Origin of the sequence: Methylobrevis albus, assembly GCF_015904235.1 — a bacterium.
Taxonomy (GTDB): domain Bacteria; phylum Pseudomonadota; class Alphaproteobacteria; order Rhizobiales; family Pleomorphomonadaceae; genus Methylobrevis_A; species Methylobrevis_A albus.
Genome location: NZ_JADZLT010000055.1, coordinates 1 through 17,566, shown reverse-complemented (window position 1 = coordinate 17,566; position 17,566 = coordinate 1). Strand labels below are relative to the sequence as shown.

The 17,566-nt window shown below is 69.3% G+C and carries 14 protein-coding genes; 10 read left to right on the top strand and 4 right to left on the bottom strand.

Annotated elements, in window-relative coordinates; genetic code table 11:
- Positions 1-24 precede the first annotated feature (24 nt).
- Together I5731_RS16875 and I5731_RS16870 are read right to left on the bottom strand one after the other, a co-directional pair.
- Positions 25-1,269, bottom strand: a complete 1,245-nt coding sequence (locus tag I5731_RS16875; protein WP_210336344.1) for an L-rhamnose isomerase — start codon at positions 1,267-1,269, stop codon at positions 25-27.
- Between the two features lie 28 nt (positions 1,270-1,297).
- Entirely contained in the window at positions 1,298-3,394 is a 2,097-nt protein-coding gene (locus I5731_RS16870; protein ID WP_197312589.1) for a bifunctional rhamnulose-1-phosphate aldolase/short-chain dehydrogenase, read from the bottom strand.
- 160 nt (positions 3,395-3,554) lie between these two features.
- Here I5731_RS16870 and I5731_RS16865 point away from each other — a divergent pair, with 160 nt between their 5' ends.
- The 7 genes from I5731_RS16865 (at position 3,555) to I5731_RS16835 (ending at position 10,596) form a co-directional block, all read left to right on the top strand.
- Positions 3,555-4,367, top strand: a complete 813-nt coding sequence (locus I5731_RS16865; protein WP_197312588.1) for a DeoR/GlpR family DNA-binding transcription regulator — start codon at positions 3,555-3,557, stop codon at positions 4,365-4,367.
- Between the two features lie 34 nt (positions 4,368-4,401).
- On the top strand, positions 4,402-5,394 hold the full coding sequence (gene rhaS, locus I5731_RS16860; RefSeq protein ID WP_197312587.1) for a rhamnose ABC transporter substrate-binding protein: 993 nt from the start codon (positions 4,402-4,404) through the stop codon (positions 5,392-5,394).
- A 64-nt stretch (positions 5,395-5,458) separates the two neighbouring features.
- Positions 5,459-6,955, top strand: coding sequence for a sugar ABC transporter ATP-binding protein (locus I5731_RS16855; RefSeq protein ID WP_197312586.1), 1,497 nt, complete (start codon positions 5,459-5,461; stop codon positions 6,953-6,955).
- Entirely contained in the window at positions 6,952-7,920 is a 969-nt protein-coding gene (locus tag I5731_RS16850; RefSeq protein WP_197312585.1) for an ABC transporter permease, read from the top strand. The genes I5731_RS16855 and I5731_RS16850 overlap by 4 nt, the downstream gene beginning before the upstream one ends.
- Positions 7,917-8,912: an ABC transporter permease gene (locus tag I5731_RS16845; protein WP_197312584.1), complete on the top strand. Its 996-nt coding sequence runs from the start codon at positions 7,917-7,919 to the stop codon at positions 8,910-8,912. Before I5731_RS16850 ends, I5731_RS16845 begins: the two co-directional genes overlap by 4 nt.
- Positions 8,912-9,226 carry an L-rhamnose mutarotase gene (rhaM, locus tag I5731_RS16840; RefSeq protein WP_197312583.1) on the top strand — a complete coding sequence of 105 codons (315 nt, stop codon included), beginning with the start codon at positions 8,912-8,914 and terminating at the stop codon, positions 9,224-9,226. Before I5731_RS16845 ends, rhaM begins: the two co-directional genes overlap by 1 nt.
- Entirely contained in the window at positions 9,223-10,596 is a 1,374-nt protein-coding gene (locus I5731_RS16835) for an FGGY-family carbohydrate kinase (RefSeq protein ID WP_197312582.1), read from the top strand. Before rhaM ends, I5731_RS16835 begins: the two co-directional genes overlap by 4 nt.
- A gap of 75 nt (positions 10,597-10,671) precedes the next feature.
- On the opposite strand, the gene I5731_RS16830 is transcribed toward I5731_RS16835, so the two are convergent.
- Both I5731_RS16830 and I5731_RS16825 read right to left on the bottom strand, forming a co-directional pair.
- Complete coding sequence (locus I5731_RS16830) at positions 10,672-11,481, bottom strand: GntR family transcriptional regulator (RefSeq protein ID WP_197312581.1); 810 nt, start codon at positions 11,479-11,481, stop codon at positions 10,672-10,674.
- A gap of 80 nt (positions 11,482-11,561) precedes the next feature.
- Complete coding sequence (locus I5731_RS16825) at positions 11,562-13,307, bottom strand: glycerol-3-phosphate dehydrogenase/oxidase (protein WP_197312580.1); 1,746 nt, start codon at positions 13,305-13,307, stop codon at positions 11,562-11,564.
- 418 nt (positions 13,308-13,725) lie between these two features.
- Here I5731_RS16825 and I5731_RS16820 point away from each other — a divergent pair, with 418 nt between their 5' ends.
- The 3 genes from I5731_RS16820 to I5731_RS16810 all read left to right on the top strand — a co-directional run bounded on the left by I5731_RS16820 (position 13,726) and on the right by I5731_RS16810 (position 17,499).
- Complete coding sequence (locus tag I5731_RS16820; protein ID WP_197312579.1) at positions 13,726-15,252, top strand: FGGY-family carbohydrate kinase; 1,527 nt, start codon at positions 13,726-13,728, stop codon at positions 15,250-15,252.
- A 77-nt stretch (positions 15,253-15,329) separates the two neighbouring features.
- On the top strand, positions 15,330-16,412 hold the full coding sequence (locus tag I5731_RS16815) for an ABC transporter ATP-binding protein (protein ID WP_197311146.1): 1,083 nt from the start codon (positions 15,330-15,332) through the stop codon (positions 16,410-16,412).
- A gap of 13 nt (positions 16,413-16,425) precedes the next feature.
- A complete protein-coding gene (locus I5731_RS16810; protein WP_197310601.1) occupies positions 16,426-17,499 on the top strand; it encodes an ABC transporter ATP-binding protein in 1,074 nt (357 codons plus the stop codon).
- Positions 17,500-17,566 lie beyond the last annotated feature (67 nt).

Sequence of the window (17,566 nt, the reverse complement as noted above, 5' to 3'; positions counted from 1 at the left end):
CCCTGCCCGCCGCGCCTCGGCCCGCTAACCGCGCCCGCTCACCGCCGCCTGATAGGCCTCCAGCCGCCCGAGCAGCGCCTCGCCCACCGGCACCTCCGCCCGCGCGCAGTACTCCGCCCACACCGCGGCGAACGGCAGGTCGCGGGCCTCTTCGGTCAGCACCAGGCGGGCGGTGTAGTCGAGGCGGGCTTCCAGCGCCTTCAGCCGCGCCTGCGGCAGCAGGAACGCCCGGAGCAGGGCCTTCTGCATGTTGCGCACGCCGACCACCCAGGCCGCCGTGCGGCTGATCGTGGCGTCGAAGAAATCGAGGCCGATCCGGGTGCGCGGCAGGAGGTCGGCAAAGACGAGTTCCTGTGCCATCGCCAGCAGGTCGTCGTTCAGCAGCACGACATGGTCGCTGTCCCAGCGCACCGGGCGCGAGACGTGCAGCAGGATGTCCTCGACCGACAGCGCCACGGCCGAGAGCTTGTCGGCGACGCTTTCGGTCGGGTGGAAATGCCCCATGTCGAGGCAGAGCGCTGTGCCCTTGCGGATGGCATAGCCGAGGTAGAACTCGTGGCTGCCGACCGTCATCGATTCGACGCCGATGCCGAAGAGCTTCGATTCCACCGCGTCGATCAGTTCGGACTTTTGAAAGGTCTCGGCGAACATCGCGTCGAGCGACGCCTCCAGCCGGCGCCGCGCCGCCATCCGGTCGACGGGCGTATCCTTCGAGCCGTCCGGCACCCAGATGTTGTTGACCGCCGCCGAGCCGAGCTCCCGGCCCATCGCAGCGGCGATCTCGCGGCAGCGGCGTCCGTGCTCGATCCAGAAGTCGCGGATCCCGGCATCGGGGTGCGACAGGGTCAGGTTGTCGTCGGCCTTGGCGTGGGCAAAGAACGTCGGGTTGAAGTCGAGGCCGAGGCCATTCTCCTTCGCCCAGTCCACCCAGGACGCGAAGTGGCGATACTCGATTTCGTCGCGATCGGGCTGCTCGGCCGTGTCGAGATAGCAGGCGTGCAGGTTGAGGCGATGGCGCCCGGGGATCTGCGCGAAGGCGAAGTCGAGGTCGGCGCGGAGTTCGTCGGGATTGCGGGCGCGGCCCGGATGGTTGCCGGTCGCCTGGATGCCGCCGCCCGAGGTGCCGGACTTGCGCTCGAAACCGCCGACGTCGTCGCCCTGCCAGCAGTGCACCGAGATCGGCACCGCGGAGAGAGCCGTGATCGCGGCGTCGGTGTCGACGCCCCAGCCGGCGAACGCCTCGCGCGCGAGATCATAGTTGTTCGTCACGTCACCCTCCCCCGGCAGCCCTCTTCGCCTAGCGCGTGAAGGCTTCCTTGTTGCCGGCGTCCACGTTGAGAATGTTGCCGGTGGATTTCGCCGACAGGTCTGACGCGAAGAAGTAGACGCCCTCGGCGACGTCTTCGGGCAGCACGGCGCGCTTCAGCAGCGAGCGCTGGCGATACATCTCCTCGAGCCCGTCCTTGTCGGTGTCGTAGGTGCTCGCCCGCTGGGTCAGCCATTCGCCCGACCAGATCTTCGAGCCGCGCAGCACCGCGTCCGGATTGACCACGTTGACCCGGATGCCGCCTTCGGCCCCCTCCAGTGCGAGGCACCGGGCGAGGTGGATCTCGGCGGCCTTGGCCGTGCAGTAGGCGGCGGCGTTGGGGCTGGCGGCGAGACCGTTCTTCGATGCGACGAAGATCACCGATCCGCCGATGCCCTGGCTGCGCAGCATCCGGAACGCCTCGCGGCTGACGAGGAAATAGCCGGTCGAGAGGATGTCCATGTTGCGGTTCCACAGCGCCAGCGTGGTCGCCTCGATCGGCGCCGAGGACGCGATGCCGGCGTTCGACACCAGGATGTCGACGCCGCCGAACTCGACCGCGCTGACCGCGAAGGCGTCGATCACCTGCGCCTCGTCGGTGACGTTCATCGCGGTCGCCCGCACGACGTCGGCGCCGTAGCTGCGCGCGAGGCTTGCCGCGACGTCCTCGGCCGCCGCCGCGTCGATATCGGCGATGAGCACGCAGGCGCCGTCCTTCAGCAGCCGCTCCGCCGTGGCCGAGCCGATGCCGCCGGCGCCGCCGGTGACCAGCGCCACCCGGCCGGCCAGCGCCTTCGGCCGCGGCATCCGCTGCAGCTTCGCCTCTTCGAGCAGCCAGTACTCGATGTCGAAGGCTTCCTGTTCGGGCAGGCCCTGATAGGTGGAGACGGCGCTGGCGCCGCGCATCACGTTGATCGCGTTGACGTAGAACTCGCCCGAGATCCGCGCCGTCGCCTTGTCGAGCGCGAAGGTGATCATGCCGACGCCGGGGACGAGGTAGACGACCGCGTTGGGGTCGCGCAGCGCCGGGCTGTCCGGATGCCGGCAGCGCGCGTAATAGGCGGCGTAGTCGGCGCGGTAGGCCTCGACCGCGGCCGGCAGGCTGGCGAGCGTCGCGTCGAGATCGGGAGCTGCCGGATCGAAATCGACCACCAGCGGCCGGATCTTGGTGCGCAGGAAATGGTCGGGGCAGGACGTGCCCATCGGGGCGAGCGTTTCCAGCATCGGCGAGCCGACGAACTCCAGCACCGCGGGGCTGTCGTCGAAATGCCCGACCTTGTAGCGGTCCTTCGAGATCAGGCCGCGGATCACCGGCATCAGCCGCGCCGCCGTCGCCCGCCGCTCGGCCGGCGCCAGCGTCGGCAGCTTTGCGCCGCCGAAGGCCGGCTTGCCCGCGGATTCCGTCTCCAGCCAGTCCGCCGCCCGGTTGATGATCTCGAGCGTGGTGAGATAGCAGTCGCGCGCGTCGTCCGCCCAGGTGAACAGCCCGTGGCTCTCGAGCACCGCGCCGCGCATCTCCGGGTTCTCCGCCGCGAGCTTGCCGAGCCAGAGGCCGAGCTCGTAGCCCGGCTTCTTCCACGGCAGCCAGCCGATCTCGCTGCCGAACACTTTTTCCGTCAGTTCCTTCGAATTGACCGAGGCGGCGAGCGCGATGATCGCGTCCGAATGCACGTGGTCGACGTGCTTGCGCGGGACATAGGCGTGCAGCGGCGTGTCGATGCTGGCGGCGCGCGGGTTGAGGTTGAACGTGCAGTGCGGCAGGTAGCCCACCATCTCGTCCTCGAACTCAACCCCCCGGTACATGCCCTTCAGCGCGCCGAGCTTCTCCATGTAGAGCGTCGAGAAGCCGTCCATCTTCATCGAGCCGATGTCGCCGCCCGAGCCCTTGACCCACAGCACCTCGACCATCGCGCCGGTCAGCGGGTCGCGCTCCATCACCTTGGCGCTGGTGTTGCCACCGCCGTAATTCGTTACCCGCTTCTCCGATCCGAGCAGGTTCGACCGATAGAGCAGCTTCTCCGACTCGCTCATGCCGGCGGCGCGGGTGTCATCCCACAGATTCTTCAAATGATTTTCGCGCGCAGACATCGCGGCCTCCCCTGATCTGACGCCAAACTGCGACGGAAACGGTCAGCAAGTCAATCAAATTCAATCACTAACGATCATGTTGCGCTGCAATATCGCGATAAATGATCGAAAATGATTGACAGCGCGCGATTCTGAGCGAGACTGGTGGCAGGAGGACGACATGCACGAAAGCGAACGCCACCGGATCATCCTGTCGGCCGTCGAGGGCCGCCCCGTGGTCAACGTGGCGGATCTCGTGACGCTGACCGGCGCGAGCGAGGCCACGATCCGGCGCGACATCGCGGCGCTGCACGTCCAGAAGAAGCTCCGCCGGGTCCGCGGCGGGGCGGAATCGATCTCGCCGCCGCAGTTCGTCAGCATCAACGCGCGCCCGTTCAGCGTGAACGAGGGCATCCGGCTCGCCCAGAAGCGGGCGATCGCGCGGGCCGCCGTCGATCTCTGCACCGACGGCGAGGCGATCATCATCAACGGCGGCACCACGACGTTCCAGATGGTGCACCTGCTCACCGCCAAGCGCCTGCAGGTCTTCACCAACAGCTTTCCGATCGCCGAGCACCTGCTGAAGCACTCGAAGAACACCGTGCTGCTGCCGGCCGGCGCCATCTACCGCGAGCAGAACATCATCCTGTCGCCGTTCGACGAGGACGGCAGCCGCAATTTCTATGCGACGCGCATGTTCATGGGCTGCCGCGGCCTCGGCCCGCTCGGGCTGATGGAGGGCGATCCGATGCTGGTGCAGGCCGAGCAGAAGCTGATCGGCCAGGCCGACGAACTCATCGTGCTCGCCGACAGCAGCAAGTTCGCCGCCCGCTCCAGCCTGCTGCTGTGCCCGCTGGCGCGCATTCACACCGTCATCACCGATGACGGGATCGACGATCGTGCCGCCGCCATGCTCGAGGCGGCGGGCGTCGGATTGGTCGTGGCGCGCGTCGGCGCCGCGGACAAGGCAGAGGACCGCGCGGGCGAGGCCTGACGCGGATGAAAAAACTGACCGGGAGGAGAACATCATGGGTATCTGGAAGAAGACGCTGACGACCGCCGCCGTGGCGACGTTGCTGATGACGCAGGCCGCATCGGCCGAAAACGTCAAGATCGCGCTGCTGGTGAAGGCGCTGGGCATCGGCTTCTTCGAAGCCGCCGCGAAGGGCGCCGAAGAGGCCGCCACCGAACTCGGCGATGTCGAGATCATCTACACCGGCCCGACCAGCACCACCGCCGAGGGCCAGATCGAGGTGATCAACGCGCTGATCGCCCAGGGCGTCGACGCGATCGCCATCTCCGCCAACGACCCGGACGCCGTCGCCCCGGCGCTGAAGAAGGCGATGGACCGCGGCATCACGGTGATTTCGTGGGATTCGGGCGTCGCCCCTGCCGGCCGCCAGATGCACCTCAACCCGTCGTCGAGCGCGCTGATCGGCAACACGATCATCAAGCTCGCCGCCGACCACATGCCGGACGGCGGCGACGTCGCCATCCTGTCGGCGACCTCGACCTCGACCAACCAGAACATCTGGATCGAAGAAGCGACCAAGGTGCTGCCGAACTACCCCGGCATCAACCTCGTCGCCACGGTCTACGGCGACGATCTCGCCGACAAGTCCTACCGCGAAGCGCAGGGCCTGATGTCGACCTACCCGAACCTCAAGGCGATCATCGCGCCGACGACGGTGGGCATCCTCGCCGCCTCGCAGGCCGTCACCGACGCCGGCAAGATCGGCGAGATCAACGTCACCGGCCTCGGCCTGCCGTCGGAAATGGCGGGCGCCGTGGAATCGGGCGCCACCGTCAGCTTCGCGATCTGGAACCCGATCGACCTCGGCTACTCCGCGACGATGATCGCCTACAACCTGCACAAGGGCACCGCGACCGCCGCGCCGGGCGCCGCGATCCCGATGGGCCGCATGGGCTCTGCCACCCTCGACGACAACAACGAGGCGGCGATGTCGGACCCCTTCACCTACGACAAGTCGAACATCGCCGAGTTCAAGTCGATCTTCTGATCTGTCAGGCCAGCCCCGGCTGTCGGCATCGACGGCCGGGGCACATTTTCCCGAAGGTGGTTCAGTGAAACCCGTCCTGTCGCTGCGCGGCATCTCCAAGTCGTTTCCGGGTGTGAAGGCGCTGCAAGGCGTACAGCTCGACCTCTATCCCGGGCAGGTGACCGCGCTGATCGGCGAGAACGGGGCCGGCAAGTCCACCATCGTCAAGGTGTTGACCGGCATCTACCAGCCCGAAGAGGGCAGCATCGAGATCGACGGCACGCCGATCCGCTTCGCCTCGGCGCAGGATGCGTCCCGCGCCGGCGTCACGGCCATCCATCAGGAAACCGTGCTGTTCGACGAGCTGTCGGTCGCCGAGAACATCTGGCTCGGCCACGCGCCGCGCACCCGCTTCGGCCTGATCGACCGCCGCGCCATGCGCACCGGGGCGACGCGACTGCTCGCCAGCATCGGCGCGACGCTGAACCCCGATCTCCGGCTCGGCGACCTCGGCATCGCCTCGAAGCACCTCGTGGCGATTGCGCGGGCGCTCTCCACCGAGGCGCGGGTCGTCATCCTCGACGAACCCACCGCGGCGCTCAGCCACAAGGAGATCCACGAGCTCTACGATCTCGTCGAGACGCTGAAGCGGCAGGGCAAGGCGATCCTGTTCATCAGCCACAAGTTCGACGAGGTGTTCCGCATCGCCGAGCGCTACACCGTGTTCCGCGACGGCCAGTTCGTCGGCGAAGGCGCGATGTCGGCCGTCACCGAGGGCGAGCTGGTGCAGATGATGGTCGGCCGCAGCGTCGACCAGATCTTCCCGCCGCGCAGCCACAACATCGGCCCGCCGGTGCTCACGGTTGCCGGCTACTGCCACCCGACCGAGTTCGCCGACATCGGCTTCACCCTGCACCGGGGCGAGATCCTCGGCTTCTACGGCCTCGTCGGCGCCGGCCGGTCCGAAGTGATGCAGGCGCTGTGCGGCATCACCACCCCATCAAAGGGGGCGGTGCGGATCGACGGCGAGGTGCGCGTGATCCGCTCGACCCACGAGGCGATCGCCGCCGGCATCGTCTATGTCCCCGAGGACCGCGGGCGGCAGGGGGCGATCCGCGGCCTGCCGATCTTCCAGAACGTCACGCTGCCGTCGCTCGCGCGCACCAGCCGAAATGGCTTCCTGCGCCTCGCCGAGGAATTCAGGCTCGCGCGCGACTACACCCGCCGCCTCGACCTGCGCGCCTCCAGCCTCGACCAGGAACTCGGGCTGCTGTCCGGCGGCAACCAGCAGAAGGTGGTGATCGCCAAGTGGCTCGCCACCAAGCCCCGCGTCATCATCCTCGACGAGCCGACCAAGGGCATCGACATCGGCTCGAAGGCCGCCGTGCATGAATTCATGGCGGAACTCGCCGCCGAAGGGCTGGCGGTGATCATGGTCAGCTCGGAGATCCCCGAGGTGCTGGGCATGTCCGACCGGGTCATCGTGATGCGCGAGGGGCGGATCATCGACGAGGTCGCGGGCGACCGCATGACGCCGGAAACCCTGGTCCGCGCCGCGGCCGGCATCGCGGAGGCCGCATGAGCATCCTGAAGCACCGCGAGGCGCTGCTGGCGCTCGCGATCCTCCTGCTGGTGGGCGTCGTCGCCGCGCGGTTCCCGGCCTTCGTGCGGCCCGGCAACCTCGCCAACGTCTTCAACGACACCTCGCCACTGATCCTGCTGGCGATCGGCCAGATGATCGTGATCCTGACCAAGTGCATCGACCTGTCGATGGCCGCCACCCTGGCGCTGTGCGGCATGGTCGCGGCGCTCCTCAACGGCGCCGGCGTGCCGCTGCCGCTGATCCTCGTCCTCGTCGTGGTGCTCGGCGGGCTGCTCGGCGCCGTCAACGGGCTCCTGGTCTGGAAGCTCGGCATCCCGTCGATCGTGGTGACGCTCGGCACCATGACGATTTATCGCGGCACGATCTTCCTGATCACCGACGGCGCCTGGGTCAACGCGCACCAGATGACGGACGACTTCAAGGCCCTGCCGCGCGCGGTGATCGCCGGGCTGCCGGTGATGAGCTGGGTGGCGCTCGCCGCCATCGCCCTCTTCACCGTGCTGCTCACCCGCACCCCGCTCGGACGCTCGTTCTATGCCGTCGGCGGCAATCCGCATGCGGCGGTCTATACCGGCATCAGCGTCGGCCGCACCCAGTTCCTCGCCTTCGTCATCGCCGGCGCGCTCGCCGGGCTCACCGGCTATCTCTGGGTCGCCCGCTATGCGGTGGCCTACGTCGACATCGCCAGCGGCTTCGAACTGTCGGTGGTCGCCGCCTGCGTGATCGGCGGCGTCGCGATCGCCGGCGGGGCGGGCAGCGTGATCGGGACGGTGATGGGCGCCCTGTTCCTCGGCGTCATCAACAACGCGCTGCCGGTCGTCGGCATCTCGCCGTTCTGGCAGCTGGCGATCTCGGGCAGCGCCATCGTCCTCGCCGTCGCCTTCAATTCCGCCCAGAACCGGCCGGCCGGGCGCATCATCCTGAAATCGGTGGAGCCGCGATGACCGAGGCCGCAAAGACCGTGGCCACGGGCCGCGCCATTCCCGACCGCCTGCAATCGCGCACCACCCGCGCCCTGCACAGCTGGGAGACGATCCTGCTCGTCGTCGCCGTGCTGGTGTTCGTCATCAACTCCTTCGCCTCGCCGTATTTTCTCAACGCCTGGAACCTCAGCGACGCCACCTTCAACTTCACCGAAAAGGCGATGATCGCCTTCGCCATGGCGATGCTGATCATCGCGGGCGAGATCGACCTGTCGGTGGCATCGATTATCGCGCTGGTCTCCACGGCGATGGGGCTGGCGATGCAGGCCGGCGCCGGGGTGCCGGTGCTGGTCGGCGTCGGCTTGGCGACTGGGCTCTTCTGCGGCGCGGTGAACGGCCTCTTGGTCGCCGGCATGGGCCTGCCGTCGATCGTCGTCACCATCGGCACGATGAGCCTGTTCCGCGGCATCTCCTACATCGTGCTCGGCGACAAGGCGTTCACCGGCTATCCGGACGGCTTCGACTTCTTCGGCCAGGGCTATGTCTGGTGGGTGTTCAGCTTCGAACTCGCGCTGTTCGCCGTGCTGGCGCTGGTGTTCTGGACCCTGCTGCACCGGACCAACTTCGGCCGCGCGGTCTATGCCATCGGCAACAACGCCACCGCGGCGCAGTTTTCCGGCATCCGCGTCGCGCGCGTCCGCTTCACGCTGTTCCTGCTCACCGGCCTGACATCGGGCATCGCCGCGATCTGTCTCACCTCGCGCCTCGGCTCGACCCGGCCCTCGATCGCCACCGGCTTCGAGCTCGAGGTGGTCACCATGGTCGTCCTCGGCGGCGTCAGCATCCTCGGCGGTTCGGGCACGATCCCCGGCGTCGTGCTCGCGGCGCTGATCATGGGCATGGTGACCTTCGGCTTCGGCCTGCTCAACGTCCCCGGCATCGTGATGAGCATCTTCCTCGGGCTGCTGCTGATCGGCGTCATCGCGGTGCCCAGACTGATCCGAGGCCGATGATGGAAAAATACGCCTTCAAGATGCAGCTCAATCCCGGCATGGAGGCGGAGTACCAGCGCCGCCACGACGCGATCTGGCCCGAGCTCGTCGCGCTGCTCAAGGACGCCGGGATCGAGGACTATTCGATCCACCTCGACCGCGACACCGGCATCCTGTTCGGCGTGCTCTGGCGGCGCGACGATCACGGCATGGCCGACCTGCCCGCCCATCCGGTGATGCAGCGCTGGTGGGCCTACATGGCCGACATCATGCAGAGCCATCCGACCAACGAGCCGGTGGCGACGCCGCTCGTCACCCTGTTCCGCATGCCATGAGGCACATCGCCGTCATCGACGTCGGCAAGACCAACGCCAAGCTGGCGCTGGTCGAAGAGGGCAGCCTCCGCGAACTCACCGTCGTGACGCGCCCGAACACCGTGCTGCCCGGCCCGCCCTATCCGCACTTCGACCTCGCCGGCCACTGGGACTTCTTCCTGCACCACCTCCGGGCGTTTCACGCCACCTGGGGCGTCGATGCCATCTCGGTGACGACGCATGGCGCGGCGGCGGTGCTGCTCGATGCGGCCGGCAATCTCGCCGCCCCGATGCTCGACTACGAACACCCCGGCCCCGACGATCTCGCGGCTGCCTACGACGCCCTGCGCCCGGATTTTGCCGAAACCGGCTCGCCCCGCCTGCCGCATGGCCTGAACCTCGGCGCGCAGCTGCACTGGCTGCTCGCCACCCGGCCGGGTCTTGGTGCCAACCTCGCCCATGTGCTGACCTACCCGCAATACTGGGGCTGGCGGCTGACCGGCGAGATCGCGTGCGACGTCTGCTCGCTCGGCTGCCATACCGATCTCTGGAACCCGAGCCTCGGCGGCTTTTCCACCCTCGTGGCGCGGCTCGGCCTCGGCGAAAAACTCGGCCCCCCGCGCCGCCCCGCCGACGTGCTGGGCCAGCTCCGCCCCGCGATTGCCGCCGTCACCGGCCTGCCCCGGGAGACGCCGGTGAGCGTCGGCATCCACGATTCCAACGCCTCGCTCTACCCCTACCTGCTGGGAGAACAGCGCGCGTTCTCGGTCGTCTCGACGGGAACGTGGGTGATCTCGATGGCGACGGGCGGGGCCGCGATCGTGCCCGATCAGTCCCGCGACGTGCTGGTCAACGTCAACGCCCTCGGCGCGGCGGTGCCGTCCGCACGGTTCATGGGCGGGCGCGAATACGAACTGGTCCGCAAGGGCGCCGAACCGTGCGGCACGGCCGCCGACCGCGCCGCGGTGCTGGCGCGCGGCATCCTGCTGCTGCCGGCGGTCGAAAAGGGCTCCGGCCCCTTTCCGGACCGCACCGCGCGATGGACCGCCGAACCCGCCACGACCGGCGAGCGGCTGCTCGCGCTCTCCTGGTATCTCGCGCTGATGACGCGCACCTGCCTCGACCTTGCCGGCGCGCGCGGGCCGGTCATCGTCGAGGGCCCGTTCGCCCGCAACCCCGACTATCTCGAGATGCTGGCGAGCCTCTCGCCGGAAGGCGTCGAAACCGCCGCCTCGGCGACCGGCACCTCCACCGGCGCCGCCCTCCTCTGCCTCCCCGCCTCTGCCCCGCCCGCCACCCGCCCGGCCCCGCCGCCGGCAGACCGGGCCGCGCTGCTTGACTATGCCGCGCGCTGGAACGGGCTGGCCAACGCGCCGGCCGCCGCCGGCTAGGCCGCGGCTTCGGGCGATTGCCGCACGCGAGCGGTCGTCCTCAAGCGCATCAACTTGGGCAAACTCGCCGCGCTCCTACCGCGACGTGCCGATCTGCAGGTGCAGGCGGGCGCGGTCGGTGCGGTAGAGGGCGGTCCAGTATTCGATCGGGGTGCCGGCGGCCGTATAGGCGACGGATTCGATGCCGAGCAGCGGCGTGCGCGGGGCGACGCCGAGCAGCTTCGCCTCGGCATCCGTCGGCACGACAGCTTCGATCCAGCGCTCGGCGCGGCTGAACACGATGCCGTACTGCCGGCTCAGCGTGTCGTAGAGCGAGCGGCTGTGCAGTGCGGCCTGGTCGAGGCCGGGCACCAGCGTCTCGGGCATCCGCCAGCGCACCAGCATGCGCGGCACGCCGTCGACGCTGAGGATGCGGTCGACGGCGACCAGCAGGCGCTCGTCGGGAAGCTGCAGCAGCTTCTGCACCCGCGCGTCGGCCGGCTCCAGCGCCTGGCGCAGCACCTGGCGCGTGACGCTCTTCTGCTTTTCGGCGAGCTCGCCGCTGAAGCCGATCGTCGAGCCGACGAAGTCCTGGTCCTCGCGCCGGCCGGCGACGAAGGCCCCCTTGCCCTGCAGCTTGTAGATCATCCGCTCGAACACGAGCTGCTTCATCGCCTCGCGGACCACGGTGCGCGAGACGCCGAACTGTTCGCAGAATTCGGATTCCGACGGCAGCCGCGTGTGTTCGGGCAGGTTGCCGCCGACGATCATCGCGACGAGCGACGCCTTGACCTGCGACCAGAGCGGCGCGTCCTGCTCGCCGCTGCGGCTGAGGCGCGTCGCGCTCGGCGCATCGTCGGCGGCTTCCGCGTCCCGGTGCCTCGTGATCGTGTCGTCGGTGGCCATCGCTGCCTTGCGCCCGCCTCTTCCCGTCGTTTCGCCGCGCCGAAACCGGAGGCGCTGCCCTGCCTGCACGTCGCCGCGGCTTACTCCGCCGCATCCACCGCCCGCGCCGCCGTCGCCGGCGGCGCCGCGCCGAAGCCGCCGACCCGGTGGCGGTCGCGCAGCAGCGCGAGGCACGCCTCGATCTCGCGCGCGGTAGTCGCCTCGGACCAGCCGAGCGCCGCGCCGACCACGCCGGCGAGCTCGCGCACCGCCGCTTCGCCGGTGCCGCCCTCGAACGCGATCAGCGTGCGCCGCAGGATCACGTCGGCGAGCCGGGTCACGCGCTCGTTGCGGCAGATATAGGAGATTTCGGCCGCGGAATAGTCCGGAAGCTGCGTGAGGCACCCACCGCCGGCCGCCGCCTCGGCCGCTGCGATCTCCGCCGCCAACGAGCCGTAGCGCAGGGTGAGGCAGGCGGCCCGGTCGGGGCCGAGGCCGGTACGCCGCGCGAGCGCGGCGCCGTAGGCCGCCTGCTCCGCCGCTGCGGTGGGAAACCCGCTGCCGCCGCCGATCGGCGTGCGGGTGAGGTCCGTGCCCCGGTTGCGGCCGAGTCGCGGCAGCGCCGCATCGACGATCTGCGCCGCGCAGGCGCGGTAGGTGGTCCACTTGCCGCCCACCAGCGACAGCATCGGAAACGGCCGCCCCGGCGCCGGCTCGTAGGTGCGCAGTGAATGGTCGCGACTGATCGCGCCCGCGACGACGTTGCCGGTGAGCGGCAGCGGCCGCACACCGGCGAAGCTGAAGACGATATCGCCCCGCCCAAGCGCCGCATGCGGCACCACCTTGCGCAGCACGGCGAACAGATAGTCGATCTCGGCGTCGGAACAGACCATGTCGCCGGGATCCTCGGTGCGGATGTCGGTGGTGCCGAGCAGCAGCCGGTCGTCGCCGAGGCGATAGATCAGGCAGGCGCGGTTGTCCGCCGTCTCGAAGTAGAGCATCCGCTCGCCGAGTTCCGCCGCAAGGCCCGGATGGCGCACGACGATGTGCGAGCCCTTGGTGCCGCCGATCAGCCGCTGGTCGATGCCGAGCACGCCGTGGACGCGGTCGACCCAGGCGCCCGAGGTGTTGATCACCAGCTTCGGCGCGATGGTGAAGGTCTCGCCGTCCAGCGTGTCGCGCAGCACGACCCGGCCGCCCTCGAGGCCGTGCGCCGCGAGATAGGGGATCGCCAGGCTCGCCGGGCAGTCGCGCTCGGCATCGCCGACGAGTTCCATCGTCAGGCGCTCGGGGTGGGTGATGCGGGCGTCGTAATACTCGGCGACGGCACGCACCGACGGGGCGAGCGCCGGCACCTCCGCCCGCGCCGCGCGGCGCGACAGCAGGCGGTGCTTCGGCATCGTGCGGTGCCGCTCGCCGAAAAGGTCGTAGAGCATCAGGCCGGCCTTGACCGCGAAGGCGCCCTTGGCGCTCGGCGTGCGCGTCAGCCGGAAGAAGCGGGCGACCGCCTTCGCCATGCCGCCGGTCCAGCTGAGCAGAGGCACCCAGGTCGGGATCGGCCGGATGTAATGCGGCGCGTTGAGCAGCAGCAGGTTGCGCTCCTCGACCGATTCCCGGACGAGGGCGACCTCGCCGGTCTCGAGATAGCGCAGGCCGCCGTGGATCAGGCGCGACGGCGCCGCGCTGGTGCCGGAGGCAAAATCCCCTGCCTCGACCAGCAGCGCGGCGACGCCCTGCGCCGCGAGATCGCGGTAGACGCCGACGCCGTTGATGCCGCCGCCGATGACCAGCACGTCGATCTCCGCCGTGCCGCGCAGCCTGTCGATCAGGTGCTTGCGCCCGTCCATGTCCTCGTCTCCCCGATGCGGCCGGATCATGCGGGAAAGGCCGGCACCGACGTCGGCGCGCCTGGCCGTCCCGAGAGCCCGAACACGGTACCGCGCCGATCTGGTGCCGGCTGCGGCCAGAGGATAATGCCGCTCAACATATAATTACAAGTGGCTCCAGCCCGCCGCTCGCATTGCAATAATTTTTGCTGCCTTGCAGTATAAATGCTGCGAACTCTCCTCCTTTTGGTCAGCATTCATGCCGTTTGTTGTCCCTTGACAGTCGGCGGTTCGGTGCTACGCTGAACTTGTAATTATAAGTTAGCCCGTCAGAAAGAGGCATCAGACCCATCAAGGGCGCCTCACGGGCCGCTGCTGCCCCCGGTTGCGCATGCGCCGCCGGGGTCCGTTTCGGCCATGGCGGTTGGGGAGGAAAGCGATGACGGAGCGCGTGATCGGCATCGATGCCGGTGGCACGATGACCAAGGCTGCCTTGTTCGATCTTGCGGGCAATGAACTCGCCTGTGCCCGCCGCCACAACCAGATGATCTTCCCGGTTCCCGGCCACACCGAGCGCGACCCCGAGCGGATGTGGCGCGCCGCCGCCGAAGCCGTCGCCGAAGTGCTCGCCTCCAGCGGCACCGCCCCGGCCGACATCGCCGCGGTCAGCGTCGCCGGCTATGGCAGCGGCCTCTATGTGGTCGACGCCGCCGGCCAACCCGTGCGGCCGGGCATCGTCTCGACCGACAGCCGCGGTGTGCCGATCCTCGCCGAGTGGACGGCGAGCGGCGCGGCCGCGCGGGCCGCCGCGCTGATCCAGCAGCGCATCTGGCCGGCACAGACCACCGCCCTGCTCGCCTGGCTCGCCCGGCACGAGCCCGAAACCCTGCAGCGCACCGCCTCGGTGCTGTTCTGCAAGGATTTCCTGCGCCTCCGGCTCTGCGGCGACATCTCGACCGACCCGACCGACGCGGCGATCGCCGGGCTGATCGACGTCACCACCTCGTCCTATGCGCTGGGGATGTTCGAGGAACTCGGCCTCGGCGCCTGGCTCGAGAAAATGCCCCCCATCGGCCCCGCCGACGAGATCGTCGGAACGGTGAGCGCGACCGCCGCCCGGGCGACCGGGCTGCGCCCCGGCACCCCGGTGGTGCGCGGCGCGGTCGACGTCACGGCGGCGGCGATCGCCTCCGGCCTGCACGACGCCAGCCAGCTCAGCATCGTCGCCGGCACCTTCAGCATCAACTCGACCCTGCATCCGGCGCCGCGGCTGAGCACGATGCCCTTCCTGCAGAGCCCCTACCCGATCGGCAACGCCTTCCTCGCCACCGAGGGCGCGGCGACGTCGGCGAGCAACCTCGAGTGGTTCTGCAAGACGGTGCTCGACGGCGAGGCCGCCCGCGCCGCGACCCGGGGCCTCTCGATCTACGACGTCTGCAACACGCTGGTCGCCGACGGCCTCGGCCGCGACAACGACATCCTGTTCTTCCCGTTCCTGTTCGGCGGCCCCGACGGCGCACCGGCCGGCCTGCTCGGCCTCTCCGCCGGCCATGAACTCGGCGACGTGATCCGCGCGATCTACGAGGGCATCGTCTTCGCCCACAAGCACGACATCGACATCCTGCTGTCGGGACCCGATGCCGCCCGCCCGACCTCGATCCGCCTCGCCGGCGGCGCGTCGCGCAGCAAGGTCTGGGCGCAGCTGTTCGCCGACGCGCTCGACCTTCCCGTCGAGATTCCGGCCGGCACCGAACTCGGCGCCCAGGGTGTCGCGATCATCGCCGCGGCGGCGATCGGCGCCTATCCCGATCTCGCCACCGCGCAGCAGAACATGGTCCGCGTCGGCCAGCGGTACGAGCCGCGCGGCGAGCGCACCGCGATCTACACCCGCAAGCATGCCCGCTACATCGCGACCGCCGGTGCCCTCGGCGCCGCCTGGGCCGCCTCGGAACGCCGCGTCGCCTGACCGGCGCCGCCAGGACCCTGTCGACCGGACACGAACGTCCGGGCTGCCGCCTCGAGCGGACCAACGAGGACATCGACATGCTGGAACTCAGCAACGTCTCGAAGCGTGTTGGAGCGGTCGTTCACATCGACGACGTGTCGCTGCGTCTCGAGAAGGGGACGCTGAACGTGCTGCTCGGGCCGACGCTGTCGGGCAAGACGACGCTGATGCGGCTGATGGCGGGGCTGGACAAGCCGACGTCGGGCGAGATCCGGATGGACGGGACGAGCATCGTCGGCGTGCCGGTGGCAAAGCGCAACGTCGCCATGGTCTACCAGCAGTTCATCAATTACCCGGCGATGACGGTCTACGAGAACATCGCCTCGCCGATGCGCGTCGCCGGCGTCGACGGCGCGACGATCGACCGGCGCGTCAAGTCGGCGGCCGAGCTGATGCGGCTGACACCGTACCTCGGTCGCACGCCGCTCAACCTCTCGGGCGGCCAGCAGCAGCGCACGGCGCTGGCGCGGGCGATCGTCAAGGACGCCGGCCTCGTGCTGCTCGACGAGCCGCTCGCCAACCTCGACTACAAGCTGCGCGAAGAGCTGCGCATGGAGCTGCCGAAGATCTTCGCCGCGTCGGGGGCGATCTTCGTCTATGCGACGACGGAGCCGTCGGAAGCGCTGCTGCTCGGCGGCAATACCGCGACGCTCGCCGAGGGGCGCGTCACCCAGTTCGGCCGCACCATCGACGTCTACAACCGGCCCGCCGACCTCGAGGCGGCGCAGACCTTCTCCGACCCGCCGCTCAATGTGGCCCGGGTGGAAAAGCGCGACGAGACGCTGCGCTTTGCCGGCGGCTTCGAGATCGGCGCCGGCCGGGCGGCGGCGGGGCTCAGGGACGCGGTCTACACCATCGGCTTCCGGCCGCATCATCTGTTCCTCGACGCCGTGCCCGGCGCAGTCCCGGTGACGGCGACAGTGGCGGTGACCGAGATCACCGGCTCGGAGAGTTTTGTTCATGTCGACTTTGCCGGGCAGCGCTGGGTGGCGCTGGTGCACGGCATCCGGGCGCTCGACGTCGACCAGCAGGTGACGGTCTGGCTCGATCCCGACCGCTTCTTCCTGTTCGCCGGCGACGGCAGCATCGCCGCGGCCCCCGCCGCCGCGCTCGCGGCCTGAGGAGAGCCATCCGATGTCGCGCATCACCCTCGACCACATCGCCCACAGCTACCTGCCGAGCCCGAAGACCGAGGCCGACTTCGCGCTCAAAGAGGTGCACCAGGTCTGGGAGGACGGCAGCGCCTATGCGCTGCTCGGGCCGTCCGGCTGCGGCAAGACCACGCTGCTCAACATCATCTCCGGCCTGATCACCCCCTCGCACGGCCGCGTCGTGTTCGGCGAGCGCGACGTGACGCTGCTTCCCACCGAGGCGCGCAACATCGCGCAGGTGTTCCAGTTCCCGGTGATCTACGACACCATGACGGTGGCCGAGAACCTCGCCTTCCCGCTGAAGAACCGGAAAGTGCCGCAAGCCGAGATCGACCGGCGCGTCGCCGAGACGATCGAGATGCTCGGGCTCGGGCCGATGGCGAGGCGCAAGGCGCGCGGGCTGACCGCCGACCAGAAGCAGAAGATCTCGCTCGGGCGCGGGCTGGTGCGCTCCGACGTCAACGCGATCCTGTTCGACGAGCCGCTCACCGTCATCGACCCGCACATGAAGTGGCAGCTGCGCTCGCAGCTGAAGCAGCTGCACCGGCGCTATGGCTTCACCATGGTCTACGTCACCCACGACCAGACCGAGGCGCTGACCTTCGCCGACAAGGTGGTGGTGATGTACGCCGGCGAGGTGGTTCAGGTCGGCACGCCGGCCGAACTGTTCGAGCGGCCGAAGCATACCTTCGTCGGCTACTTCATCGGCTCGCCCGGCATGAACGTGCTGCCCGCCGAGGTCGCGGGCGACCGGGCGGTGGTGGGGGGGCATGCGGTGGCGCTCGGCCAGCACTACCGGCCCCAGCCCGGCCGCACCGAGATCGGCGTCCGGCCGGAGTTCGTGCGCCTCGACGACGGCGCCGGCAGCCTGCCGATCAGCGTGCGCAGCGTCGAGGACATCGGCCGCTACCGCATCCTGCGCGGCGCGATCGGGCCGCACGAGCTCAACGCGGTGCTGCCCGAGGGCCGGGCGATCCCGGCGAGCCCGCGCGTGGTGTTCGATCCGGCCCGCGTCAACGTCTACCGCGATGCCCACCTCGTCGAAGCGGAGGCCTGAGAGCCATGGAAAAGACCTGGAACAACAAGGCCTGGTTCATGGTGCTGCCGGTGCTGCTGCTGGTGGC

What these genes read in the sequence shown, in the direction of transcription:
- I5731_RS16870 (WP_197312589.1), bottom strand. Translation starts at nt 3,394, where the DNA reads ATGTCTGCGCGCGAAAATCATTTGAAGAATCTGTGGGATGACACCCGC.
- I5731_RS16865 (WP_197312588.1), top strand. Translation starts at nt 3,555, where the DNA reads ATGCACGAAAGCGAACGCCACCGGATCATCCTGTCGGCCGTCGAGGGC.
- rhaS (WP_197312587.1), top strand. Translation starts at nt 4,402, where the DNA reads ATGGGTATCTGGAAGAAGACGCTGACGACCGCCGCCGTGGCGACGTTG.
- I5731_RS16850 (WP_197312585.1), top strand. Translation starts at nt 6,952, where the DNA reads ATGAGCATCCTGAAGCACCGCGAGGCGCTGCTGGCGCTCGCGATCCTC.
- I5731_RS16845 (WP_197312584.1), top strand. Translation starts at nt 7,917, where the DNA reads ATGACCGAGGCCGCAAAGACCGTGGCCACGGGCCGCGCCATTCCCGAC.
- rhaM (WP_197312583.1), top strand. Translation starts at nt 8,912, where the DNA reads ATGGAAAAATACGCCTTCAAGATGCAGCTCAATCCCGGCATGGAGGCG.
- I5731_RS16835 (WP_197312582.1), top strand. Translation starts at nt 9,223, where the DNA reads ATGAGGCACATCGCCGTCATCGACGTCGGCAAGACCAACGCCAAGCTG.
- I5731_RS16830 (WP_197312581.1), bottom strand. Translation starts at nt 11,481, where the DNA reads ATGGCCACCGACGACACGATCACGAGGCACCGGGACGCGGAAGCCGCC.
- I5731_RS16825 (WP_197312580.1), bottom strand. Translation starts at nt 13,307, where the DNA reads ATGGACGGGCGCAAGCACCTGATCGACAGGCTGCGCGGCACGGCGGAG.
- I5731_RS16820 (WP_197312579.1), top strand. Translation starts at nt 13,726, where the DNA reads ATGACGGAGCGCGTGATCGGCATCGATGCCGGTGGCACGATGACCAAG.
- I5731_RS16815 (WP_197311146.1), top strand. Translation starts at nt 15,330, where the DNA reads ATGCTGGAACTCAGCAACGTCTCGAAGCGTGTTGGAGCGGTCGTTCAC.
- I5731_RS16810 (WP_197310601.1), top strand. Translation starts at nt 16,426, where the DNA reads ATGTCGCGCATCACCCTCGACCACATCGCCCACAGCTACCTGCCGAGC.